The organism is Methylobacterium sp. 37f (assembly GCF_023093475.1).
Taxonomy (GTDB): domain Bacteria; phylum Pseudomonadota; class Alphaproteobacteria; order Rhizobiales; family Beijerinckiaceae; genus Methylobacterium.
Window position 1 is genome coordinate 13,715 of the sequence record NZ_JAGHKN010000031.1, and the last position, 23,775, is coordinate 37,489.

The 23,775-nt window shown below is 68.0% G+C and carries 18 protein-coding genes; 12 read left to right on the plus strand and 6 right to left on the minus strand.

The window, feature by feature from the left end:
• Positions 1-99: 99 nt before the first annotated feature.
• The 3 genes from J7U37_RS18440 to J7U37_RS18450 are packed head-to-tail and all read left to right on the plus strand — an operon-like array spanning position 100 to position 4,739.
• Positions 100-4,188 (plus strand): Pls/PosA family non-ribosomal peptide synthetase, encoded by a 4,089-nt coding sequence (locus J7U37_RS18440; RefSeq protein ID WP_348773005.1) that lies wholly within the window; start codon positions 100-102, stop codon positions 4,186-4,188.
• A 60-nt stretch (positions 4,189-4,248) separates the two neighbouring features.
• The gene (locus tag J7U37_RS18445; protein WP_056186918.1) at positions 4,249-4,461 is read left to right on the plus strand and encodes a DUF5397 family protein; all 213 of its coding nucleotides are present in this window, start codon (positions 4,249-4,251) and stop codon (positions 4,459-4,461) included.
• Positions 4,461-4,739, plus strand: a complete 279-nt coding sequence (locus tag J7U37_RS18450) for a virulence factor (RefSeq protein WP_247636625.1) — start codon at positions 4,461-4,463, stop codon at positions 4,737-4,739. The genes J7U37_RS18445 and J7U37_RS18450 overlap by 1 nt, the downstream gene beginning before the upstream one ends.
• Positions 4,740-4,859: 120 nt before the next feature.
• Here the strand turns inward: J7U37_RS18450 and J7U37_RS18455 are convergent, their stop codons facing one another.
• Positions 4,860-5,516 carry an alpha/beta hydrolase gene (locus J7U37_RS18455; protein ID WP_056186925.1) on the minus strand — a complete coding sequence of 219 codons (657 nt, stop codon included), beginning with the start codon at positions 5,514-5,516 and terminating at the stop codon, positions 4,860-4,862.
• Positions 5,517-5,848: 332 nt separating this feature from the next.
• Here J7U37_RS18455 and J7U37_RS18460 point away from each other — a divergent pair, with 332 nt between their 5' ends.
• The 6 genes from J7U37_RS18460 to J7U37_RS18485 all read left to right on the plus strand — a co-directional run bounded on the left by J7U37_RS18460 (position 5,849) and on the right by J7U37_RS18485 (position 12,655).
• Complete coding sequence (locus tag J7U37_RS18460; protein ID WP_247636626.1) at positions 5,849-7,009, plus strand: cysteine desulfurase family protein; 1,161 nt, start codon at positions 5,849-5,851, stop codon at positions 7,007-7,009.
• 67 nt (positions 7,010-7,076) lie between these two features.
• A complete protein-coding gene (gene sufB / locus J7U37_RS18465) occupies positions 7,077-8,546 on the plus strand; it encodes a Fe-S cluster assembly protein SufB (RefSeq protein WP_056186931.1) in 1,470 nt (489 codons plus the stop codon).
• Positions 8,547-8,828: 282 nt separating this feature from the next.
• Positions 8,829-9,581, plus strand: a complete 753-nt coding sequence (gene sufC / locus J7U37_RS18470; RefSeq protein WP_056186935.1) for a Fe-S cluster assembly ATPase SufC — start codon at positions 8,829-8,831, stop codon at positions 9,579-9,581.
• A 2-nt stretch (positions 9,582-9,583) separates the two neighbouring features.
• Positions 9,584-10,906, plus strand: coding sequence for a Fe-S cluster assembly protein SufD (gene sufD / locus J7U37_RS18475; RefSeq protein WP_247636627.1), 1,323 nt, complete (start codon positions 9,584-9,586; stop codon positions 10,904-10,906).
• Between the two features lie 67 nt (positions 10,907-10,973).
• On the plus strand, positions 10,974-12,218 hold the full coding sequence (locus J7U37_RS18480; protein WP_247636628.1) for a cysteine desulfurase: 1,245 nt from the start codon (positions 10,974-10,976) through the stop codon (positions 12,216-12,218).
• A gap of 56 nt (positions 12,219-12,274) precedes the next feature.
• On the plus strand, positions 12,275-12,655 hold the full coding sequence (locus J7U37_RS18485; protein ID WP_055954150.1) for an SUF system Fe-S cluster assembly protein: 381 nt from the start codon (positions 12,275-12,277) through the stop codon (positions 12,653-12,655).
• Positions 12,656-12,666: 11 nt separating this feature from the next.
• Here J7U37_RS18485 and J7U37_RS18490 read toward each other — a convergent pair whose 3' ends face one another.
• Positions 12,667-13,263, minus strand: coding sequence for a Uma2 family endonuclease (locus J7U37_RS18490; protein WP_247636629.1), 597 nt, complete (start codon positions 13,261-13,263; stop codon positions 12,667-12,669).
• 177 nt (positions 13,264-13,440) lie between these two features.
• Here J7U37_RS18490 and J7U37_RS18495 point away from each other — a divergent pair, with 177 nt between their 5' ends.
• A complete protein-coding gene (locus tag J7U37_RS18495) occupies positions 13,441-13,818 on the plus strand; it encodes an iron-sulfur cluster assembly accessory protein (RefSeq protein WP_056481384.1) in 378 nt (125 codons plus the stop codon).
• A gap of 47 nt (positions 13,819-13,865) precedes the next feature.
• Here J7U37_RS18495 and J7U37_RS18500 read toward each other — a convergent pair whose 3' ends face one another.
• Positions 13,866-14,948, minus strand: a complete 1,083-nt coding sequence (locus J7U37_RS18500) for a GGDEF domain-containing protein (RefSeq protein WP_247636630.1) — start codon at positions 14,946-14,948, stop codon at positions 13,866-13,868.
• A 177-nt stretch (positions 14,949-15,125) separates the two neighbouring features.
• Positions 15,126-16,718 carry a DEAD/DEAH box helicase gene (locus J7U37_RS18505; RefSeq protein ID WP_247636631.1) on the minus strand — a complete coding sequence of 531 codons (1,593 nt, stop codon included), beginning with the start codon at positions 16,716-16,718 and terminating at the stop codon, positions 15,126-15,128.
• A gap of 364 nt (positions 16,719-17,082) precedes the next feature.
• Between J7U37_RS18505 and J7U37_RS18510 the strand changes: the two genes are divergently transcribed.
• The gene (locus J7U37_RS18510) at positions 17,083-17,823 is read left to right on the plus strand and encodes an aspartate/glutamate racemase family protein (protein ID WP_247636632.1); all 741 of its coding nucleotides are present in this window, start codon (positions 17,083-17,085) and stop codon (positions 17,821-17,823) included.
• Positions 17,824-18,398: 575 nt separating this feature from the next.
• Complete coding sequence (locus J7U37_RS18515; protein WP_247636633.1) at positions 18,399-19,265, plus strand: porin family protein; 867 nt, start codon at positions 18,399-18,401, stop codon at positions 19,263-19,265.
• A gap of 192 nt (positions 19,266-19,457) precedes the next feature.
• Here the strand turns inward: J7U37_RS18515 and parE are convergent, their stop codons facing one another.
• On the minus strand, positions 19,458-21,518 hold the full coding sequence (parE, locus tag J7U37_RS18520; protein WP_247636634.1) for a DNA topoisomerase IV subunit B: 2,061 nt from the start codon (positions 21,516-21,518) through the stop codon (positions 19,458-19,460).
• A 254-nt stretch (positions 21,519-21,772) separates the two neighbouring features.
• On the minus strand, positions 21,773-23,740 hold the full coding sequence (locus J7U37_RS18525; RefSeq protein WP_247636635.1) for a PhoX family phosphatase: 1,968 nt from the start codon (positions 23,738-23,740) through the stop codon (positions 21,773-21,775).
• Positions 23,741-23,775 lie beyond the last annotated feature (35 nt).

The following is a 23,775-nucleotide window of genomic DNA, read 5'->3' on the forward strand; positions in this document are numbered from 1 at the left end:
CAAACGTGCTAGACGCGCCGTGATTTCGGCGCGATCCGGGCGCCTACCCGGCCAAAAGGACGGCCCTCGATCGATCGGGGGCCGACAGCGGAGCAGCGGATGAGCAGTCTCGCCGAGACGACCCGGCCCCGGGCGGAAACGCGCGGGCCTGAGGACGAGGTTTCTTCCGTCGTATCCGGAGCCTCCGCCATGCTGCGCGGGCCGGCGCGGCCCGACCTCATCCGCGACGAGGTGCTGGGCGAGATCTTTCGCGAGAGCGCCCGGGCACGGGGTAATCACCCGGCCCTCATTGATGGCGCGCAGGCCGGCGTCGACGGAACCCATCCGGTCCTGACCTACGGCGAGGTCGAGGCGCAGGCCGCCGCGATCGCACGCGGGCTGTCCCATCGCGGCATCGGCCCGGGCGACGTCGTCGGCCTCTGGATGGCGCGCGGGACCGACCTGCTGATCGCCCAGATCGGCATCACCCTGTCGGGCGCCGCCTGGCTGCCGTTCGATGCCGAGGCCCCGGCCGACCGGGTCGCGGTCTGCCTGGAGGATGCCGCCGCCAAGGCGCTGCTGGTCTCGCCCGCCCTGGAAGCCCAGGCGCCAGCCGGCACCCCGGCAGTGACCGTGGCGGCCCTGGCCGCCGGAACGCCACGCGACGCGACCGTGCCCGATCTGCGGACCCTCGGCCTGACGCCGGATCATCCGGCCTACCTGATCTACACTTCGGGCTCGACCGGCGTGCCCAAGGGCATCGTCATCAGCCACGCCAACATCTGCCACTTCCTGCGCTCGGGCAACGCGCTCTACGGCATGCGCGCCGACGACGTGGTGTTCCAGGGCGCCTCCGTCGCCTTCGATCTCTCGATGGAGGAGATCTGGGTGCCCTACCTGGTGGGCGCGACCCTGTTCGTCGCCTCGCCGGCCATGATGGGCGATGTCGAGGCCCTGCCCGGCATTCTGGCCCGGGCCGGCGTCACCGTGCTCGATACCGTGCCGACCCTCCTGGCGATGATCTCCCAGGACCTGCCCACCGTGCGCCTCGTGCTGCTCGGGGGCGAGGCCCTGCCCGAGCCCCTGGTCGCCCGCTGGGCCACGCCCTCGCGAAAACTCTTCAACACCTACGGACCGACCGAGGCCACGGTGGTGGCCACCGCCGCCGAGATGCGCCCGGGCGTGCCCGTCACCATCGGTGGCCCGATCCCGAACTATTCGGTGTACGTCGCGGGCGAGAACCTGGAGCTTCTGAGGCCGGGCCAGCAGGGCGAACTCCTCATCGGCGGTCCGGGCGTGGCGAAAGGCTATCTCAAGCGCCCCGAACTGACGGCGGACAAATTCATCGCCAACCCGTACGACTCGGACGGGACCGACCCGCTGCTGTACCGCTCCGGCGATGCGGTCTCCCTCGATGCCACCGGCAACATCGTGTTCCACGGCCGGATCGACGACCAGGTCAAGATCCGCGGCTTCCGGGTGGAACTCGGCGAGATCGAATCCCGCATCCAGGTCCTGCCCGGCATCAACCAGGCGGCGGTGGTGCTGCGCCAGGACGACGGTGTCGACCGCCTCGTCGCCTTCCTGGTGCCCGACCGCGGCACCACGATCGACAAGGCCGCCCTTCGGCAGACGCTGGCCGGGCAGATGCCGCCCTACATGGTGCCGGGACATTTCGAGACCGTGGAGGTCCTGCCCCGCCTGACATCCGGCAAGGTCGACCGCAAGACCCTGCGCATCGCCACCCTGACGGTGGCCGACACCAGCGGCGAGCAGGAGCCTCCGCGCAACGAGACCGAGGCGGCGCTGCTCGCCGCCGCCAACCGCATCTTCGGCAACCAAGCGATGCCGTTCGACGGCGACTTCTTCGCCGATCTCGGCGGCCATTCCCTGCTCGCCGCCCGCTTCGTCGGGGCGGTGCGCGAGGTGCCGGCGCTGGCCGCCATCACCCTGCAGGACGTCTACGGCCAGCGCACCCTGCGGGCCATGGCCGACACGCTCATCGCGCGGACCGGCGGCGCCGGCACCGAGATGGCGATCCGCGATCTCAGCTTCCCGGCGCCGTCCCTGAAGCGTCGCTTCCTCTGCGGCCTCGCGCAGGCGGCGGCCCTGCCCTTCGTCATCGCGCTGGCGACCGCGCAATGGCTCGGCATCTTCGTGACCTACCTGCTGCTCACCGGCGGCAGCCTCGGGTTCTTCGGCGAACTCGCCGTGATGCTGCTGGTCTATATCGGCATCAACGCCGTGACGGCCACGATCGCGGTCGCGGCCAAGTGGTTGATCCTCGGGCGCACCAAGCCCGGGCGCTATCCGCTCTGGGGCACCTACTACTATCGCTGGTGGCTGACGCAGCGCCTGACCCCGCTGGTCCACATCAAGTGGCTTCAGGGCTCGCCCGCCATCGCGTTCTACCTGCGCATGCTCGGCGCCGAGATCGGCAAGGACGCCCTGATCTCCGACATCGAGGTCGGTGCGCCGGACCTGCTCAGCATCGGCGCGGGCGCCTCGCTGGGCGGCCGTCTCGTCATCGCCAATGCCGAGGTGGTGGGCGACGCGCTGATCATCGGCCGCGTGGCGATCGGGGCGGACGTGGCGATCGGGGCCTCCTGCGTCATCGGCCCCGACACGGTCATCGGCGACCATGCCGAGATCGGGGACCTCACCACCATCCCGACCGGCACGCGGGTCGGCGCCGCCGAGATCTGGGACGGGTCCCCCGGCCGCAAGGTCGGCGAGGCCGACCCGTCGGCGCTGCCCGCCCCCGCCACGGCCTCGCCCCGGCGGCGCTTCGCCTTCGCGGCGCTCTACACCTTCCTGCTGGCGGCGATTCCCGCCATCGGCCTGCTGCCGATCTTTCCGGCCTTCTACCTCTTCGACCAGATCAGCGATTCGCTCGGCGACATCACCGACATCGATTATCACTGGTACCTGCCGCTGCTGACCTGGCCGACCGCCATGCTGATGACGGCCGGCACCGTGCTGCTCATCGCGGGCATCCGCTGGCTGGTTCTGCCGCGGGTGTCGTCGGGGACCTACTCGATCTACAGCGGCTTCTACATGCGCAAGTGGGCGGTGGCCCTGGCCGCCGAGGTCACGCTGGAGACCCTCTCGTCCCTGTTCGCCACCGTCTACATGCGGGCCTGGTACCGCCTGATGGGCGCCCGCATGGGGCAGGGGGCCGAGATCTCCACCAATCTCGGCGGGCGCTACGACCTCGCCGATATCGGCGCGCGCAATTTCGTCGCCGACGAGGTGGTGTTCGGCGAGGAGGAGATCCGCCGCGGCTGGATGACGATGCACGAGGTTCACACCGGGGCGCGCGTCTTCGTCGGCAACGACGCCGTGGTGCCCCCCGGCACGGTCATCCCCGACGACGTCCTCATCGGCATCAAGTCGAAGCCGCCGGCCAACGCCCTGATGAGCCCGGGCGACACCTGGTTCGGCTCCCCGCCGATCAAGCTGCCCTCCCGGCAGCGGGTCGATCTCGGCTCGAACACCCAGACCTACGAGCCCGGCGTGGGCCCGAAGCTCCGGCGCGGCATCTTCGAGGCGTTCTCGACCTCGTTCTCGCCGATGCTGTTCATCAGTCTCGCGATCTCGGCGATCGATTTCTACTTCTATCCGGCCATCCTGGCCGAGAACTGGACCGGCCTCGCGGTCAGCTTCGTCGCCGTGTCCGTCGCCATCGCCTTCATCCAGTCCTTCACTGTCATCGCGGTGAAGTGGCTGCTGATGGGTGTCTACAAGCCCGGCATGCAGCCGATGTGGTCCTGGTGGGCCATGCGCACCGAGGCCGTCGCGGTGCTGTACTGGGGTTTGGCCGGCAAGGTGCTGCTGGAGCACCTCGTCGGTACGCCGTTCCTGCCCTGGATGCTGCGGCTGCTCGGCGTGAAGGTGGGCCAGGGCGTGTGCATGCTCACCACCGACATCACGGAGTTCGACTGCGTCACCATCGGCGACTACGCCACCATCAACCGCACCTCCGCTCTCCAGACGCACCTCTACGAGGACCGCATCATGAAGGTCGGCCGGGTCGTGGTCGGCCGGGGCGTCTCGGTGGGTGCGTTCTCGACGGTGCTGTACGACACCAAGGTCGGCGACTACGCCCGCCTGCGCCCGCTCACCATCGTGATGAAGGGCGAGTCGATCCCGGCCCATTCGGAGTGGGAGGGGGCGCCGGCGGTGCCGGTGGTGCACGCGAAGGCGTGAGGGTGAGGATCGGGTTCGTTCAGCGCTAGGCGGTCATGGGAATCACTGTAGGATACCCGCATGAACGACATGGCGCCCGCCTCATTCCCGAACGTCCAGGCCCTCATCGGGACTTGGCGGCGCTTCGGGCAGGTCGGCCCCGTCTACGAGATCGTCAGCGTGGGTGACGCACTCGCGGGCGGCGATCGAATGATGCGGATTCGCGTGCTGGAGACCTGCGAGGAGGTCGATTACCGGCTCGCGGACATCCTGGACGATCCCCGGGAGCGCTGATGTTCGCCATCGCGTTCGACCTCGTGGTCGCGGAGGCGCAAGCTCACCATCCCAAGGGCATATCGCAGGCCTACAGCGACATCCGCACGACGCTCTCGGGCCACGGCTTCGATTGGGTGCAGGGAAGCCCCTACACCAGCAAGGACGAGGATCTGGCGAGGCTGTTCTCTGCCATCGCGGCCCTGAAGGGGCTCACGTGGTTCTCGCGCTCGGTCCGGGATCTGCGGGCCTTCCGCGTCGAGCAAGGGTCGAATTTCACCGCCTTCATCAAAGCGTAGGCTCGACCGACATCCTGCACGTCTCGCGTTGGGGGAAGCCGGCCGCCCCCGCATAAAAACCGGCGAAGCCGAGGGCTCCGCCGGTATTCGCTTCCCGATCGCCGCGCCTCGGCGTTGGCCTTAGGCGGCCTCTGGCTTCGGGCCGAGACGCTTGTCGAGGTAGGTGTCGACGGTCTGGGTCAGTTCGTCGACCTTGCCGTCGAAGAAGTGGTTGGCGCCCTCGACCATCTGGTGCTCGATGATGACGCCCTTCTGGGTCTTCACCTTCTCGATCACCGGCATGACCTCGCGGGCCGGGGCGACCCGGTCCTCGGAGCCGTGCACGAACAGGCCCGAGGACGGGCAGGGGGCCAGGAAGGTGAAGTCGTAGCGGTTGGCCATGGCGGCGATCGAGATGAAACCCTCGATCTCGGGCCGGCGCATCAGCAATTGCATGCCGATCCACGACCCGAACGAGACGCCGGCGATCCAGCAGGCGCGGGCCTCGGGATTGACCGACTGCACCCAATCGAGGGCGGACGCCGCATCCGAGAGTTCGCCGGTGCCGTGATCGAACGCGCCCTGGCTGCGGCCGACGCCGCGGAAGTTGAAGCGCAGGGCCGCGAAGCCGCGATTGGCGAAGGTGTAGAACAGATTGTACACGATCTGGTTGTTCATCGTGCCCCCGAACTGGGGGTGCGGATGCAGCACGATCGCGATCGGCGCGCCCTTCTTCTTAGGCGCCTGATAGCGGCCCTCGAGACGACCGGCGGGACCGGTGAAGATGACTTCGGGCATGGCAACCAACACTCCTGGGCGGATACCGCGATCGGGCATCGCGCGGGGGATCGCCGGCTCGACGGGACGACGCGCGGATCCGAACGCCGGGGCAAAGCCGTGAAGCGTGCCTTGACTCGTCCGGCCACGAACCTAAAAGCGCTCTTAGAACAATTCTAGCTGACTAGAATTGTTCTAAACAAGCGCCGTTCGAGCCAGCTTCGGATCGGCGCGTTCCCCGCACGTCGGGCGACCGGAACACGTATCGTGCCCGCGCCTTAGCATGATCGTGGGGGGCAAAAGCAAGGATTTGTCGCGTTCGCACTTGACGCCACCAGTGGTTTTTCGTCCGCATGACTGCACGCCGCGCCTATCTCGACCACAACGCGACCTCACCGGTTCGACCGGAGGTCGCGGCTGCCGTGGCGCGGGCGCTTACCCTTCCGGGCAATCCGTCCTCGATCCACGCCGAGGGCCGCGCCGCCCGCGCCGCCCTGGAGGCGGCACGGGCCGCGGTCGCTCGGCGAATCGGGGCGGGCACGGGTCGGGTGGTGTTCACCAGCGGCGGGACGGAAGCCGCCAACGCGGTCCTGTCCGGCGCCCTGGCGCGCACCGGCCAGGCGGCTCCGACGCGCCTACTCGTCGGCGCCACCGAGCACCCCTGCGTCGCGGCCGGGCACCGATTCCCGGCCGACGCGGTCGCGGTGATCCCGGTGGATGCATCCGGGGTGATCGACCTCCCGGCCCTGAAGGGTCTGCTCGACCGGCATGCCGAGACCGATCTCCTGATCTCGGTCCATGCCGCCAACAACGAGACCGGCGTGATTCAGCCGCTCCAGGCGATCGTCGCCCTGGCCCGCGCCCATGGTCGCGCCCTGGTGCATTCGGATGCGGTGCAGGCGGTCGGCAAGATCCCCCTCGACATGAGCGCGCTCGGCCTCGACGCCCTGACCCTGTCGGGGCACAAGTTCGGTGGTCCGAAGGGGACCGGTGCCCTGGTGCTCGCCGAGGGCGTGACCCTGAACGCCGCGTTCCTGCGCGGCGGCGGCCAGGAGGCGCGCCTTCGCGGCGGCACCGAGAACGTTCCGGGCCTCGTCGGGCTCGGCGTGGCGGCCGACCTAGCCGACCCGGCGCTGTCGGACCGTCTTGGCATCCTGCGCGACGGCATCGCGGACGCTCTGTGCGCGAGCGCGCCCGGGTGTGTCGTGTTCGGCGCCGGTGCCCCGCGCCTGCCCAACACCCTGTGTTTCGCGGTTCCGGACCTCGACGCCGCGACGGCGCTGATGGCCCTGGATCTCGCCGGCGTGGCCCTCTCGTCGGGCTCGGCCTGCGCCTCCGGCAAGGTCGCCCGCTCGCCGGTCCTCGCGGCCATGGGCGTCGCCCCTGCGCTGGCCGCAGGGGCGCTGCGCGTGAGCCTCGGGTGGAACAGCACCGAAAGCGACGCCGCGCAGTGTCGCGCCGCCTGCGAAAGGCTGGTGGCGACCCTATATCGTCGGCAGGGGCGCGCGGCATGAGCGCCGCTTTCCCAAGCCATCTCACCAACACCCGGTCCTTGACGCCGGGCATGTCAGGAGACGCCTAATGCCTGCAGTGCAGGAAACCATCGATCGCGTCCGCTCGATTGATCTCGATCAGTACAAGTACGGATTCGAGACGACCATCGAGATGGAGAAGTCCGCAAAGGGCATTTCCGAGGATGTCATCCGCTTCATCTCGGCCAAGAAGGACGAGCCCGAGTGGATGCTGGCCTGGCGCCTCGACGCCTACAAGCGCTGGCAGACCATGCAGGAGCCCGATTGGGCCCGGGTCTCCTATGACAAGGTCGATTACAAGGACATCTACTACTACGCGGCGCCGAAGCGCCCGGCGGCGATGTCCCTCGACGAGATCGACCCCGAGATCCTGAAGACCTACGAGAAGCTGGGCATTCCCCTTCGCGAAGTCGAGGTGCTGGAGGGCATCGCCCCCGAGCGCCGGGTGGCGGTCGACGCGGTGTTCGACTCGGTGTCGGTGGCCACCACCTTCAAGGCCGAGCTGTCCAAGGCCGGCGTGATCTTCATGCCGATCTCCGAGGCGATCCGCGAGTATCCGGACCTCGTCAAGAAGTATCTCGGCTCGGTCGTGCCCGTGACCGACAACTTCTTCGCGACCCTGAACTCGGCGGTCTTCTCCGATGGATCGTTCGTCTACATCCCGCCGGGCGTGCGCTGCCCGATGGAGCTGTCGACCTACTTCCGCATCAACGAGCGCGACACCGGCCAGTTCGAGCGCACGCTGATCATTGCCGACAAGGGCTCCTACGTCTCGTATCTCGAGGGCTGCACCGCTCCGAAGCGCGACGACAACCAGCTCCACGCCGCCGTGGTCGAACTGGTCGCTCTCGATGACGCCGAGATCAAGTATTCGACCGTCCAGAACTGGTACCCGGGCGACAACGAGGGCAAGGGCGGCATCTACAACTTCGTCACCAAGCGCGGCGATTGCCGCGGCGCCAACTCGAAGATCTCGTGGACGCAGGTCGAGACCGGCTCGGCGATCACCTGGAAGTACCCGTCCTGCATCCTGCGCGGCGACAATTCCCGCGGCGAGTTCTACTCGATCGCGGTGTCGAACGGCATGCAGCAGGTCGATTCCGGCACCAAGATGATCCATCTCGGCAAGAACACCACCAGCCGGATCATCTCGAAGGGCATCTCGGCCGGGCGTTCGCAGAACACCTACCGGGGCCTGGTCTCGGCGCATCGCAAGGCGACGGGCGCGCGCAACTTCACCAATTGCGATTCGCTCCTCATCGGCGATCAGTGCGGCGCGCACACCGTGCCCTACATCGAGTCCAAGAACGCGTCGGCCCAGTTCGAGCACGAGGCCACCACCTCGAAGATCTCGGAAGACCAGATGTTCTACTGCCAGCAGCGCGGCCTCTCCAATGAGGAAGCGACCGCGCTCATCGTCAACGGCTTCGTCCGCGACGTGCTGCAGCAGCTCCCGATGGAGTTCGCCGTCGAGGCCCAGAAGCTGATCTCGATCAGCCTCGAAGGCTCGGTGGGCTAAGCGTCTCGTCGTGACATACGAAAAGAGCACGCTGAGAGCTGCGCATATTCACAGTTCTCAGCATGCCAAAGAGGTCAGAAGTAGTTCTATATGCGGGTGCTTCTTTTGCCTCAGCATATTCCCACCGGCCGAGATTAGGGACTGGCTTCCTCGCGAGGAAACCGCCTTGTGTCCCCGGTGTAACATCGATGCTGTGATCGGCGATTGTTCGGGCTTTCCGGCCGGGAACATCGCGTTCCTCGAAGCGATGCACAATGAATGGTTTGAAGGACTTAGACTAAAATGATCGAAATCAAGAACCTGACCGTCGCCATCGAGGACAAGCAGATCCTCAACGGCCTCAACCTCACCGTGAACGACGGCGAGGTCGCCGCCATCATGGGCCCGAACGGCTCGGGCAAGTCGACCCTGTCCTACGTCATCGCCGGCAAGGAAGATTATGAAGTCCTCGACGGCGAGATCCTGCTCGACGGCGAGAACATCCTCGAGATGAGCCCCGACGAGCGCGCCGCCTCGGGCGTGTTCCTGGCCTTCCAGTACCCGCTGGAGATCCCGGGTGTCGGCACCATGACCTTCCTCAAGGCCACGCTGAACGCCCAGCGTCGGGCCCGCGGCGAGGGCGAGCTCTCCACCCCCGACTTCATCCGGAAGGTGAACGGGGCGGCCGAGAAGCTCGAGATCAACAAGGAGATGCTCAAGCGCGCCCTCAACGTCGGGTTCTCCGGCGGCGAGAAGAAGCGCATGGAGATCCTGCAGATGGCGCTCCTGGAGCCGAAGTTCTGCGTCCTCGACGAAACCGATTCCGGCCTCGATATCGATGCCCTGCGCATCGTCTCCGGCGGCGTGAACGCCCTGCGCGCGCAAGGGCGCTCGTTCCTCGTCATCACCCACTACCAGCGCCTGCTCGACTACATCGTGCCGGACGTCGTCCACGTGATGTCGCAGGGCCAGATCGTGAAGTCGGGCGACAAGGACCTCGCCAAGGCCCTCGAAGCCTCCGGCTACGCCGAGTACCGCACGGGCGAGGCCGCCTGATCATGGCCGACATCACCCCGCTCCGCACCGCGGCCGAGACCGGGCTGTCCAAGCTCTTCGAAGCCACGAAGATGAAGTACCCCACGGGCGTCTCGATCGCCCGCGAGGAGGCCTTCCGCTACTTCGAGGCGGTCGGCCTGCCGACCCGCCGCGTCGAGGCCTTCAAGTACACCGACCTGCGCTCGGCGTTTCGCGATGCCGCGCACCCCGCCGACATGCCTTCGGCCGAGGTCGCGAAGGCGGCCGTGGCCGATGCGAAGGGCTTTGCCGGGATCGAGGCCGTGCGCCTCACCTTCGTCAACGGCCATCTGATCGAAGCGGAATCCGATCTCGGTCGCATTCCGGCCGGCATCACCGTGACCTCCCTGAGCCGGGCACTCACCGAGGGCCATCCTCACCTCGATCGGTTGACGCCTGTCCGTCAGGCCTCGGAGAACCCGATCTATCAGCTCAACACCGCCTTCCTGGCCGATGGCGTGCTGATCGCGGTGGAGGCCGGCGCCAAGGTCGAGACCCCGCTGCACCTGCGCTTCGTCGGCACCGGGACGGAGGCCTATTCGACCGCCACCCGCGCCCTCGTGGTGCTGGGGGAGGGCGCGGAGGCTCTGGTTCTGGAGAGCCATGAAGGACCGGACGGGATCGCCTACCAGCCCAACGACGCCCTCGACGTGACGGTGGCCGACAACGCCACCTTCCGGCACGCGCGCCTGAACGCGGAAGGGCGCGAGGCCGTGGCCCTGTCGACCCTGTCCGTCAAGCTCGGCGCCGCATCGGCCGTCGAGACCGTCAATGTGGTCGTCGGCGGCGTCCTCTCGCGCCACCAGGTCTACCTGAACTTCGCCGGCGCCGACGCCCGCGCGGTGGTGAACGGGGCGGCCATGCTCAACGGGCGGCAGCTCGCCGACACCACCTTCCTGGCCGACCATGCCGCCACCGGCGGGGTCAGCCGCGAGCTGTTCAAGACCGTGGTGGATGGCGAGGCCACGGGCGTGTTCCAGGGCAAGATCATCGTCCAGCAGGCGGCCCAGCAGACCGACGGCAAGATGATGTCGGCCTGTCTCATCCTGTCCGACGAAGGGCAGATGATGAACAAGCCCGAGTTGGAGATCTTCGCCGACGACGTCGCCTGCGGCCACGGCGCCACCTGCGGCGCCCTCGACGAGGACCTGCTGTTCTACCTGATGCAGCGCGGATTGCCGAAGGCCGAGGCCGAGAGCCTGCTGGTCCAGGCTTTCCTCGGGGCTGCCATCGAGTCGGTCAGCCACGACGGCGCCCGCGAAGCGCTGATTGGCACCATCGAGGCGTGGCTGAAAGCGCGGGGCTGATCGCACCCCGCAACGCCCCTCTCCCGCAGGGAGAGGGGCGCGCGTCCGACACCACACAGGTCCCCGCATGAACGCACCCGTCCCGAATATTCCCTACGACGTCGAGGCGATCCGGGCTGAGTTCCCGATCCTCGGCGAGAAGGTCTATGGCCGGCCGCTAGTCTATCTCGACAATGCGGCCTCGGCGCAGAAGCCGCGCGCGGTCATCGACGCGATGGTGGCCTGCATGGAGACGGGTTACGCCAACGTCCATCGCGGCCTGCACTTCATGGCGAATGCCGCCACGGAGGGCTTCGAGGGCGCGCGCGAGACCACCCGGCAGTTCCTGAACGCCGAGTCCACCGACGAGATCATCTTCACCCGCAACGCCACCGAGGCCTACAACCTCGTGGCTTCGTCGATGGGCCTGCTCGGCCAGATCGGGGAGGGCGACGAGATCATCCTGTCGATCATGGAGCACCATTCCAACATCGTGCCCTGGCACTTCCTGCGGGAACGGCGCGGCGCGGTGATCAAGTGGGCGCCGGTGGACGATTCCGGCAACTTCCTCATCGAGGATTTCGAAAAGCTCTTCACGCCGCGCACCAGGATGGTGGCGATCACCCATATGTCGAACGTGCTCGGCACGGTGACCCCGGCGGCCGAGATCGTGCGCATCGCTCACGCGCACGGTGTGCCCGTGCTCCTCGACGGGGCGCAGAGCGCCGTGCACATGCCGATCGACGTGAAGGCGCTGGATTGCGACTTCTTCGTCTTCACCGGTCACAAGGTCTACGGCCCCACCGGCATCGGCGTCCTCTACGGCAAGAAGGCGTGGCTGGAGCGGCTTCCGCCCTATCAAGGGGGCGGCGAGATGATCCGCACGGTCTCCCAGGACAGCATCACCTACAACGACCCGCCGCACCGGTTCGAGGCGGGTACGCCAGCCATCATCGAGGCGGTCGGCCTCGGGGCCGCGCTGGAGTTCATGATGCAGGTCGGCCGCGACCGCATCGCGGCGCACGAAGCCTCGCTGCTGGCCTATGCCCAGGAGCGTCTCGGCGCCATGAATTCCCTGCGGATGATCGGCACGGCCGAGGGCAAGGGTGGCGTCATCGCCTTCGAGATGAAAGGGGCGCACGCCCATGACATCGCCACGGTGATCGATCGCTACGGTGTCGCGATCCGGGCGGGGACGCATTGCGCGATGCCGCTGCTGACCCGCTTCGGCGCCACCTCGAGCTGTCGCGCCTCCTTCGGCCTGTATAACACCACCCAGGAGGTGGACGCCCTGGCCGAGGCGCTGGCCAAAGCCGAGATGATGTTCGCCTGACCGATTCTGGAGCGGCCCGGCCGCTCCCCGCCATCGCGAGACCAGGACAGAGACCCATGAGCGATTCAGCCATCACCGGGGGGGCCAACACCCCCACCATCGCGAGCGACTCGGCGATCCCGCCGGAGGAGCTCGATCGCCTGACCGACGATATCGTGGTCGCCCTGAAGAGCGTCTACGATCCGGAGATCCCGGCGGACATTTACGAGCTCGGCCTGATCTACAAGGTGGACATCGCCGACGACCGCAAGGTCGCCATCGACATGACCCTGACGGCCCCCGGCTGTCCCGTGGCCGGCGAGATGCCGGGCTGGGTCGAGACCGCCGTGGCCGCCGTGCCGGGCGTCCAGTCCTGTGCCGTCACCATGGTGTTCGATCCGCCGTGGGACCAGAGCCGCATGTCGGACGAAGCCCGCGTCGCCCTCGATATGTGGTAGCGGACGCGCGGTCAGCCCTCGCTGGCGAGATCCCGGCGCGGCGGGAAGACGGCGCCATCATAGATATCCGCCATCGCCAGCGTCGCGCCGATGGCGGCCATGTCGATGACAGCGTCCAGGCCCTCGAAGGTCTCGATCTCCCAGTCATCTCCGATGCGCCGGTACAGCAGAGCCTGCGGCTTCAGCGTCTCCACGAGAAGGATGTAAGCCAAGGTCGGGTGACGCTTGTACTCCTCCACCTTGCGAGTCTGGTCGATCGTGGTGGTCGAGGGCGACGCGACCTCCACGACGAGCTTGGGTTCGCGTGCCTCGTAGGGATCCGGCACCAGGGGGGCGCACTCGACCATCACGTCGGGCCGACGCAAGCCCCGGATGCTGGTCCGGATCGAGATATCGGCCGTCGTCGGGCGGCAGGATTTCCCGCGCAGTTGCATTCCCAAACTGACGATGATGTTCACCGTCGCGCGATCGTGCTGCATACTTGCCCCGGTCATCATCCGGTGCCGCGGCACTGGATGACCATCGACAAGTTCGTAGAGTTCGTCCTGATCGCGCTGCCAGACGAAGAAGTCTTCGGGCGTCATGGTGAGGCGTACGGCATCGGCCATGGTGATCCCTCCGTCCGGCCACCCTATCATGCAACATCGATCCGATGCGCATCAGGCCAGCGCGCTTCAATCCATCTGCGCACGATGGATAGACCCCGGCCTCCGCAATCCCTATCTTAACCGGGTTCCACCACCCTCACCCGCCCGGGCCTTGAACCCGGCTGTCGGAGAGACATCATGGCATCGAAGTTCAAGGTCCTGTCGCTGACCGACGCGGCAGCCGATCGGATCAAGGCGATCATCGCGGATGCGGACCAGCCCATCGCGGGTGTCCGGGTCGGCGTGAAGAACGGCGGCTGCGCCGGCATGTCCTACACCATGGAATATGCCGAGGCGCAGAAGCCCGGCGAGGACAAGGTCGAGGACCGCGGCGTCACCGTCTTCGTCGATCCTAAGGCGCTGCTGTTCCTGCTCGGTACGCAGATGGACTTCCAGACCAGCAAGCTCGCGTCGCAATTCGTGTTCAACAACCCGAACCAGACCTCGGCTTGCGGCTGCGGCGAGTCCGTGGCGATCACGCCGGTGAATCCCGAGGCCGTGCTGGCAAGCGCCTGAGCGCGTCGAGCCCGGTCCGTCACTCCGGGACCGTCAGGCCGGGACCATCAGGCAACGTTCGGCAGGTTCCGGTCTAAGACGGCGTCGGCCGGAATCCCGTCGGCGTCGTCCACCGTGCGGTTTCGACCGTCGCGCTTGGCCCTGAACATGCACTGGTCGGCACGCTCCAGGAACGACACGGCCGTATCGCCCGGCTGGTGCATCGCCAAGCCGAGGGAAATCGTGATCTTGCCGAGCGACTCGCCGGTCGAGCGCTTCACCAGTTCGCGTGCCATCACGCTGGTGCGAACCGTCTCGGCGATGGCATAGGCCGCCGCCCGCCCGGTATCCGGCAGCAGCATGGCGAATTCCTCGCCGCCGAAGCGGGCCAGGATCGCCCCGGCCTTGACGTGCTCGCGCATGACCAGGGCCACGAGGCGCAGGACCTGATCGCCCGTGATGTGACCGTAGACGTCGTTGAAGCGCTTGAACGAATCGACGTCGATGACGATCAGGCAGGCCGGCGTGGCCGCCGAGGCGCCTCGGACCAGTTGGCCCAGGCTGTCCTCGAAGTGCTTCCGGTTCGACAGGCCGGTGAGCGGATCGGTCAGGCTCTCCAGGCGCGTCGCCTCCAGGGTCTCGCGAAGGGCCTCGATCTCGCGCCGGCTCTCGCGCATCCGGGCCTCGAGGGTGCGGTTGTTGGCGGTCACCTCGCGGGTTGTCGCCACCAGAGCGGCGACGACTTCGCGCACGCTGCTGGTCTGGTTCGACGGCATGCCGTCGAGATCCTGCGTCAGGGTCCGCAGGGAAGCCGCATATTGCGCGGAGGACCCGAGCGAGAGGTCCAACACCTCCATCACGCCGGCAATTTCCGAGAGCACGCTGCTGCTGGCCCTCTCGGTGGCGGCCGAGAGGCGTGCCGGATCGAGATAGCTCGCGTAGAGGCTCTCGATGTCCTGGCCGGTCAGGCACCCGGACGCGCCCGTGAGGCGTTTCAAGGCATCGTTCATGTGCGGATACGTGCCGGCGACGTAGGCGTACCAGACGGCATAGGAATGCGGCGTCGCCGAGGGACCGTAATCCCGCATCAACGCGTTGGCGCGCTCGGCCAGCGCAAAGCTCCGTTCGCGGTCGCCGTGTATCCCGTCCATGATCCGCCCAACTGTCCCGCCCCCCCGGTCGTCTCACAGGGTGGCGCATCTCCGCGTTTTGATCGTTTTACGGAAATGTTCGTGCAGAGGCCGTTAAGGGCTCGGACGAAAGGCCATTTCGGCTCTCGAGAACGGTTGGCGTACCGATCTCGTCGCGCTCCATTCTCTCTCGACGGGTTATTTGGACGGCTTGACCACCGCCGGACGCAGGAGAAACGCCGGCACGTGCGAGCCGAGACCGATCGGGGTATCGCCGTCCTCCTCGTCGCCGCGACGGCGGGCCGGCGGGCGTCGATCGTCGCGCGAACGCTCGGCCGTCCGCTCGGGGCGGGGCGACCGTGGCGGCGTCTGCTGTGGCGCAGGGGCGGCGGCCACCACGTCCCGCTCGGCCTCCGCCGCGGGTGCGGCGCGCTCGGGCGCGGCGCGGCGCGGCGCGGCCCTGCGGCCGCCCGCCTCGGCACGGCCCTCCCGCTTCGGCGGCCGGCTCTCCGCCTTGCCCTCGGCAGGCGCACGGCCTTCCTGATTACGAGCTTCCGGATTGCGGCCTTCGCCACCGCGGACCCGCCGGCCCGTGCCGGTCTTGCCGCGATAGCGGGTGCGCGTCGACTCGCCCTCCTCGGACGGTACCGATACGGGAACCGAAACGAGGTCGCCCTCCGCCCAGGGAATCGGCTGCCCGATCAGCGCCTCGATGGCGTGGAGCGAGCGCTCGTCGGCCCGGCTCACCAGGGTGAAGGCGTGCCCGGCGCGACCCGCGCGCCCGGTCCGGCCGATGCGGTGCACGTAGTCTTCCGGGTGATGCGGGACGTCGAAGTTGAAGACGTGGCTCACGGCCGGGATGTCGAGGCCGCGCGCCGCCACGTCGCTCGCCACCAGCAGCGGCACCTCGCCGGAGCGGAAGCCGTCGAGGGCGATGGTGCGGGCGCGCTGGTCCATGTCGCCGTGCAGGGCCGCCACGTTGAAACCGTGGCTGGCCAGCGACTTCTGCAGCAGTGCCACGTCGCGCTTGCGATTGCAGAAAATGATGCCGTTGTTCAGGTCCGCCTCGCCGCGGATGAGGCGGCGCAGCAGGTCGCGTTTCTCGTGGCCTTCGGAACTCGTCGCCACGAGCTTCTGCACGATGGTCGAGGCGGTGGAGGCGGGACGCGCCACCTCGATCCGCTGCGGCGTGTGCAGGAACATGTCGGCCAGCCGCTCGATCTCCGGCGGCATGGTGGCGGAGAAGAACAGGGTCTGGCGGGTGAAGGGCACCATCTTCACGATGCGCTCGATGTCCGGGATGAAGCCCATGTCGAGCATGCGGTCCGCCTCGTCGATGACGAGCAGCTCGACGCCGGTGAGCAGCAGCTTCCCGCGCTCGAAATGGTCGAGCAGCCGGCCCGGCGTCGCGATCAGCACGTCGGTGCCGCGCATCAGCTTGGCATCCTGCTCGGCGAAGGAGACGCCGCCGATGATCAGCGCCACGTTGAGCTTGTGGTTGATGCCGTAGCGGTCGAAGTTCTCCACCACCTGGGCGGCGAGCTCGCGGGTCGGCTCCAGGATCAACGTGCGCGGCATGCGCGCCCGGGCGCGGCCGTTCTCGAGCAGCGTCAGCATCGGCAGCGTGAAAGCCGCCGTCTTGCCGGTGCCGGTCTGGGCGATGCCCAGAACGTCGCGGCGTGCGAGCACGTGAGGGATGGCCTGGGCCTGGATCGGCGTCGGCTCGGAATAACCGGCCGCCGTGACGGCCTGGAGGACCTTGTCGCTCAATCCGAGGTCGGCAAAAGACATATTCTATGAGAACCGTTGCGCGCGGGAATGGACCAACCGGCGCGGAGGACATCGACACGGCGACGGCTGGCTCAAGGGCGGCTTCGACACACGACCCGCCGCGCACACGCGTTGCGGGGACACTTAGGGCCTTGCACGGCCTTGTCAATCGAGAGCCCCCGTCCGCACAGGCTTATCCGCAACGCGGTGCGCGAATCGGGCTCGCCCCTTGGCCACCTCCTTGGCCGCATCCTTGGCCGCTCCCCTTGGCCGGCCCCTTGCGTCGAGGCGGACGCCCGAGACCCGGCCTGCGCCGGTCCGTCCCACCTCCCACGCGACCGCCACCTGAGACGCAGCATCCCCCTTACCGAAGGTCCGACCGGTCTTGCGCATCCTCCTGATCAATCCGAACACCACCCCGGCGGTCACGGACCTCGTGGCGCGGCACGTGCGCACCATCGCGGGGGCGGCGGCCACCATCATTCCCGTCACGGGGCGATTCGGCGCCCGTTACATCGCGAGCCGCGCGGCCTCGGCCATCGCGGCCCATGCCGCCCTCGACGCCCTCGCCGAGCACGTCGCAGGCTGCGATGCCGTCTATCTCGCCTGCTTCGGCGATCCGGGTCTTGCCGCCCTGCGCGAGGTCTCGCCCGTGCCGGTGATCGGCATGGCGGAGGCGGCCTGCCTGGCTGCCAGCGCCGGAAGCCGACGCTTCGCCATTGTCACCGGAGGGGTCCTGTGGGGGCCGATGCTGACGGAGTTCGTCACCGGCATCGGCCTCCGCGACCACCTGACCGGCGTGCGCACCGTTGCTCCGACCGGGGGTGAGATCGCGGCAGACCCGGAGGCGGCCCTCGGTGCGCTCGCGGCGGCCTGCACCGCCTGCGCCACGCAGGATGGGGCGGAAGCGGTCATCCTAGGCGGCGCGGCCCTGGCCGGGCTGGCTGCCCGCATCCAGCCGGACGTGCCGGCGCCCGTGCTGTGCTCGGTGGAGGCCGGGACCCGCGCCGTTCTGATCGCAAGCGCGGCTCCCGAGACCCACGGTTGCACACGGAAGGTCCCGACGCCGGCTCTCGCGACCCTCGGCCTCGCCCCCGCCCTATCAGCGCTGCTCGGGCGCATCTGAACTCCGCCGCATCATCTCGGTCCCTCGTTGGCTTGCGCCGCAGCCATCACAAACGCGTCAGCCGCGGCCCCTGCGAACCGAGCGACAGCGCGGTCGAGACGCGATCCAGAAGGCCGCCCAACCGCGAAGAAAGGTCCGCCCGCGACCACGTTCCCACAGGCGAGTTCTTTCCCCGAGCGAGTTCGTTCGGAATACACGCCAGCGAATTCCCGGATGACCGAACCTCGTCGCCGGCGACGATCCGCGGCAATATGGGTCCCTTCAAGCCCCAAACAGGCATTAAAACGCAAAAATCCCCCTTGCGAGGCAGGATCGTGCCGATAATTCAGATCTGAAGAAAGTCTTTCTCGGCCCCTTGAATCCAGCAATTGATGCACAGGGGCGAGTTCCTGTGTTGAGCTGGATGTGCGTGATGGCACGATCGCGAGAAGGCAAAAATGACGGCCCACTAACCTTTACCCTTCTTTGACATCTGCGCTCCTAAGAGATGACCTTGTTGCAGGAAAGCGACAGACCTCGCATCGGCCAGGGACTACAAGCGCGCCGGCTCTCGCCAATCAGGACCAGGTAAAACAATGAAAAGACTGCTTCTCGCCTCCACTGTGCTCGCCGGCCTGACTGCCGTCGCTTCGGCCGCGGATCTTCCGCGCCGCGCGGCTCCCCCGGTGTTCGTGCCGGTGCCGGTGTTCACCTGGACCGGCTTCTACGCTGGTTTCAACGCCGGTTACGGCTTCGACGCCTCCAGCCGCGACACCAACGTCTACAACAACGTGTTCCCGAACCTCGTGCGTGGCCCGAACGGCCTCGTCGGCGCCGGCGGTCCGTCGCAGGTCGCCTACTCGAACAACTCCAACGAGGGTTTCACGGGCGGCGGTCAGATCGGCTACAACTACCAGTTCACCCCGGGTTCGGGCGTGGTCGTCGGTATCGAAGCTGACGCCCAGTACGTCGACTTCGGCCGCAGCCGCAACAACTCGATCCTGACCCCCGGCTTCACCGCCGTCCCCGGCGTCACCTTCGTCGATCCGCGCGGCACCGCCAGCCTCGACTACTTCGGCACCGTCCGCGGTCGCCTCGGCTACGCCTTCGACCGCACCCTCGTGTACGGCACCGGCGGCTTCGCCTACGGCGCCGGCAGCAACGAGCGTTCGTTCGGCGGCTTCCGCGGCAACGACGACTTCCGCACCGGCTGGGCCGCTGGCGGTGGCATCGAGTACGCGCTCCCGACCGACTCGTTCCTGAACTTCTTCCGTTCCTCGGCCGTCACGCTCAAGGTCGAAGGCCTGTACGTGAACCTCGAGAACAACAACCGCAACGCCGGCGTCTACGCCTACGACACCAACAACGTCCTCTACCGCCAGCCCGGCTTCTCCAACCGCAACAGCGGCACCGAGTTCGCCGTCGTCCGCGCCGGCCTGAACTACAAGTTCGGCTCGTACTAGGACCCGATCCGGCGGCATCTCGCGCGACCCGTTCGAGTCGCGCGAGACTTCCTCCAACAGGAAAGCCCGGCCTCGCGGCCGGGCTTTCTTGCGTCCGGCCTCTTCTTCCGTCTGAACCCCAGCGAACGAAGGCGCCGACCGATCACCGGCCGCGCCCCTCCGGAGGTCCGAACGGGCGGGCACAATCCAGCCTCAGATGTCGAGTTCCGCCCCGTCGGCGAAGGCGGCGCGTTCGGAAATGAAGGTGAAGCGGGCCTCGGGCTTGTTGCCCATCAGGCGCTCGACCGCATCGCCGGTGGAATCGCGCGCCTCGTCCAGAACCTCGACCCGCAGCAGCGTACGCTTCTTCGGGTCCATGGTGGTCTCCTTCAGCTGCGCCGGCATCATCTCGCCGAGGCCCTTGAAGCGGCCGATCTCGACCTTGCCGTTCTTGAATACCGTCTTGATCAGCTGGACCTTGTGATCGTCGTCGCGGGCATAGGCGGTCTTGGCGCCCTGGCTGATCCGGTAGAGCGGCGGGATCGCCAGATAGAGGTGACCGCGATCGATGAGCTTGGGCATCTGCCGGTAGAAGAACGTGATCAGCAGCGAGGCGATGTGGGCGCCGTCGACGTCGGCGTCCGTCATGATGATCACCTTCTCGTAGCGAAGGTCTTCCGAGCGGTAGCCGGTGCCGGTGCCGCAGCCGAGCGCCTGGGTCAGGTCGGAAATCAGCTGGTTGGCGCCGAGTTTGTCGCGGCTGGCCGAGGCCACGTTCAGGATCTTGCCGCGTAGGGGCAGGATCGCCTGGGTGGCGCGGTCGCGCGCCTGCTTGGCCGAACCGCCGGCCGAGTCACCCTCGACGATGAAGATCTCCGAGCCGGCCATGCCGGCCTTGGAGCAATCGGCGAGCTTGCCCGGCAGCCGCAGCTTGCGGGTGGCGGACTTGCGCGCAACCTCCTTCTCCTGCCGCCGGCGCAGGCGCTCCTCCGCCCGGTCGATCACCCAGTCGAGGAGCTTATTGGCCTGGGCCGGGGAGGCGGCGAGCCAATGGTCGAAGGCGTCGCGGATCGCGGTCTCGACGATGCGCGAGGCCTCGACGGTGGCGAGCTTGTCCTTGGTCTGGCCCTGGAACTCGGGTTCGCGGATGAACACCGAGAGCATCGAGGCGCAGGTCGCCATCACGTCGTCGGTGGTCACCGCAGTCATGCGCTTGGCCTGGCCGACGCGCTCGGCATGCTCGCGCAGGGCCCGCAGCAAGGCGACGCGCAGGCCGCTCTCGTGGGTGCCGCCCTCGGCGGTCGGAATGGTGTTGCAGTAGGAAGCCGAGACACCGTCGTCGGTGACCATCCAGGCGACGGCCCATTCGAGGGAGCCGTGCCCGCCCGGCTTGGTGATCTTGCCCGAGAAGATCGCGTCGGTGACGAGTTCCTTGCCCTCCAGATCGCGGGCGAGATAGTCGCGCAAGCCCCCGGGGAAACGGTGCACGGTCTCGGCCGGCACGTCGTCCAGGCCCTCCAGCAGGGCAGGGGCGCAGCGCCAGCGGATCTCGACTCCGCCGAACAGGTAGGCCTTGGAGCGCGCCATCTTGAAGAGGCGGCGCGGGTCGAACTTGAGGGCGCCGAAGATCTCGGCGTCGGGATGGAAGCGGACCCGCGTCCCGCGCCGATTCTGCACCCGGCCGACGGTTTCCAGCGGCCCCTGCACATGTCCGCGCGAAAAGGTCTGGCGATAGAGGGTCTGGCTGCGGGCGACCTCGACCTCGAGTTCGTCCGAGAGGGCGTTGACCACCGAGATGCCGACGCCGTGCAGACCTCCGGACGTCTCATAGACCTTCGAGTCGAACTTACCGCCCGCGTGCAGGATGGTCATGATGACCTCCAGGGCGGACTTGGTGGGGTATTTCGGATGGGGATCGACCGGGATGCCGCGGCCGTTATCGGTGACCACGAGGTGGCCGCTCTCCTCCAGCTCCACCTCGATGAAGCTGGCATGGCCCGCCACCGCCTCGTCCATCGAATTGTCGATCACCTCGGCGAAGAGGTGGTGCAGGGCGCGCTCGTCGGTGCCGCCGATATACATGCCGGGGCGGCGGCGCACCGGCTCCAGCCCCTCCAGCACCTCGATGTCGGAGGCGTCGTAGCCGGCTTCGGCCGAGACGGGCGGAAGCGGCGCCACGGCGTCGAGCTTGCGTCGCTCGGCGGGCTTTGAGGCAGGGGGCTTCGGCGCGGGAGGCTTGCCGCCGGCGAAGAGATCGCGTGCGGGGTCGCTCACCGGAGCGCCTCGCGCCGGGGATGGTGAGGCCGCGGGCTTCGCGGACCGGATCGCAGAGGGAGACCGTGCAGCATTCGCCTTCATCCTCTCACCATACCGGAACAAACCGGAAACAGAAAGGGGTTCCCGTCTCGCAGGGGCTGGGGCTCGGAGCCTCCGCCGCACGAAACGTACCACCCCATGACATGGTATGGGGGTGGTTAAGAAGGCCTCACCGTGGCGGAGCCGCCTTCCGGGCGGGACAGCCCGATCTTTCAGGTCCCGACGCGGCCACCGCCCCGCTTCGTGATCGCCACCACGGCGGGGCGCGGCGGCATCGCCGGGTCGAAGTCGGGCCAGCGGGTGGCGGGCGCCTCGAAGGTGGCGGGTACGGCCTTCGGGTCCTCCTCGTCGGCCTCGCCGGGATGCTGCACGGCCACGAAGAAGGTGGTGTCGTCGGGGGTGAAATAGGGGCCGCACATCTCGGCGCCGTCGGGCACGCGGAAGAAGTGCTTGCCCGTGCCGCGGCCCGCCCCTTCGGTCTCCATCGCCCAGATGCCGTCGTTGCGGCCGGTGCGCGAGGGGGCATTGCCGTCGGTGGCGACCCAGAGCCGGCCGAGCCCGTCGACGGCGCAATTGTCCGGCATGCCGAACCAGCCGTTCGTCGTGGTGGCGGACGAGAAGGTGGCGCCCACCGCAGCGATACCGGGGTCGCCGCAGCGGACCAGGATTTCCCAGGTGAAGCCCGTGGCGGCGTTGTCGCCGTCGTCGGGGGTGAGTTCGACGATGTGGCCGAATCGGTTGTCGGCGCGGGGATTGGCGGCGTCCGTCTGGTCGGCCTTGCGCTTCCCGTTGTTGGTCAGCATCACGTAGACCTTGCCGGTCTTGGCGCTGGCCTCGACATCCTCGGGCCGGTCCATCTTGGTGGCCCCGAGCCGGTCGGCGGCGAGCCGGGCGCCGATCACCACGTCGGCTTGGGAGGCAAAGCCGTTCTCGGGCGTCAGCGGCCCTTCGCCGAACACCAGCGGCATCCAGGTGCCGCGCCCGTCGGCCTCGAAGCGGGCAACGTGGAGCGTGCCCGCATCGAGGAGATCGCGGTCGCCGCTGTCGGCCCGCCCGGCGGTGACGAACTTGTAGACGTAGTCGAAGCGCTCGTCGTCGCCCTGGTAGATGACGTAGCGGCCGTCCCGGGCGACGATGCCGGCGGCGCCCTCGTGCTTGAAGCGGCCGAGCGCCGTACGCTTCTTCGGGGTCGATTGGGGATCGAACGGGTCGATCTCCACCACCCAGCCGAAGCGGTTGGGCTCGTTGGGCGCGCGCGAGACGTCGAAGCGCTCGTGGAATCGGCCCCACGCATAGGCGCTGGCGGGCAGGTTGAAGCGCTTGTGGTTGGGGGCCTCGGGCGAAGCCTCCGGCAGCGTGCCGGAGAAATAGTAGTTGATGTTCTCCTCGCAGGTCAGCCAGGTGCCCCAGGGCGTCGTGCCGCCGGCGCAGTTGTTGATCATGCCGAAAACCGCCCGCCCGCCGGGGTCGGCCGCCGTCTTCATCCGCTCCGTGCCGGCGGCGGGGCCGGTCAGCATTATCGGAGTCTGCGCCGTGATGCGGCGGGCATAGGGCGAATCCGGCACCACCGCCCACCGGCCATCGGTGCGGCGGATCTCGATGACCGAGCCGCCATGGGCCGCCATCTCGATGTCGACGAGGTCCCGGGTCATGCCCTTGAACGCGGCCGCCCGAGTGTCCTGGCGCCCCAGGCCGGGGAACATCAGTTCCTCGTTGGTGTATTCGTGGTTGACCACGAGGAGGCCGTGCGCCGCCGGGTCGGCCGCCCCCGGCATCGGAAAGTAGCCGACGAAGTCGTTGTTGTAGCCGAACTGCTGGGCCTGGGCCGCCGCCGATTGCTGGTGCGGGTCGAAGGCCGGCGCACCGGGCAGCACCGGGTCACCCCAGCGGATCAGGATGTCGGCATCGTGCCCGGCGGCGACGTGATGGTGCGCGTCCGACCCGGCCTCGATTTCTTCGAACGGAAAGCGCGCGCTGGCCGCCTGGGCCGCACCGGCGGCCAGTGCACGCGGCGTCACCACCGCCGCGATGGCGCCGACGCCGAGCAGCCCGCGCAGGAGGTCGCGCCGGTCGAAGCGCGCCGCCACCACGTCGCCGAAGGTCGGGTTGGCGCTGGCGTTCGAGCCGCGATCCTCGGCGGCCTCGGCGGCCTGCGAGCGGGTTCGCGTCGGTTCGGTCATGGGGCGGTCCGTAGAGGCTGGCGGCAACCTCACCC

What these genes read in the sequence shown, in the direction of transcription:
- J7U37_RS18440 (WP_348773005.1), top strand. Translation starts at nt 100, where the DNA reads ATGAGCAGTCTCGCCGAGACGACCCGGCCCCGGGCGGAAACGCGCGGG.
- J7U37_RS18445 (WP_056186918.1), top strand. Translation starts at nt 4,249, where the DNA reads ATGAACGACATGGCGCCCGCCTCATTCCCGAACGTCCAGGCCCTCATC.
- J7U37_RS18450 (WP_247636625.1), top strand. Translation starts at nt 4,461, where the DNA reads ATGTTCGCCATCGCGTTCGACCTCGTGGTCGCGGAGGCGCAAGCTCAC.
- J7U37_RS18455 (WP_056186925.1), bottom strand. Translation starts at nt 5,516, where the DNA reads ATGCCCGAAGTCATCTTCACCGGTCCCGCCGGTCGTCTCGAGGGCCGC.
- J7U37_RS18460 (WP_247636626.1), top strand. Translation starts at nt 5,849, where the DNA reads ATGACTGCACGCCGCGCCTATCTCGACCACAACGCGACCTCACCGGTT.
- sufB (WP_056186931.1), top strand. Translation starts at nt 7,077, where the DNA reads ATGCCTGCAGTGCAGGAAACCATCGATCGCGTCCGCTCGATTGATCTC.
- sufC (WP_056186935.1), top strand. Translation starts at nt 8,829, where the DNA reads ATGATCGAAATCAAGAACCTGACCGTCGCCATCGAGGACAAGCAGATC.
- sufD (WP_247636627.1), top strand. Translation starts at nt 9,584, where the DNA reads ATGGCCGACATCACCCCGCTCCGCACCGCGGCCGAGACCGGGCTGTCC.
- J7U37_RS18480 (WP_247636628.1), top strand. Translation starts at nt 10,974, where the DNA reads ATGAACGCACCCGTCCCGAATATTCCCTACGACGTCGAGGCGATCCGG.
- J7U37_RS18485 (WP_055954150.1), top strand. Translation starts at nt 12,275, where the DNA reads ATGAGCGATTCAGCCATCACCGGGGGGGCCAACACCCCCACCATCGCG.
- J7U37_RS18490 (WP_247636629.1), bottom strand. Translation starts at nt 13,263, where the DNA reads ATGGCCGATGCCGTACGCCTCACCATGACGCCCGAAGACTTCTTCGTC.
- J7U37_RS18495 (WP_056481384.1), top strand. Translation starts at nt 13,441, where the DNA reads ATGGCATCGAAGTTCAAGGTCCTGTCGCTGACCGACGCGGCAGCCGAT.
- J7U37_RS18500 (WP_247636630.1), bottom strand. Translation starts at nt 14,948, where the DNA reads ATGGACGGGATACACGGCGACCGCGAACGGAGCTTTGCGCTGGCCGAG.
- J7U37_RS18505 (WP_247636631.1), bottom strand. Translation starts at nt 16,718, where the DNA reads ATGTCTTTTGCCGACCTCGGATTGAGCGACAAGGTCCTCCAGGCCGTC.
- J7U37_RS18515 (WP_247636633.1), top strand. Translation starts at nt 18,399, where the DNA reads ATGAAAAGACTGCTTCTCGCCTCCACTGTGCTCGCCGGCCTGACTGCC.
- J7U37_RS18525 (WP_247636635.1), bottom strand. Translation starts at nt 23,740, where the DNA reads ATGACCGAACCGACGCGAACCCGCTCGCAGGCCGCCGAGGCCGCCGAG.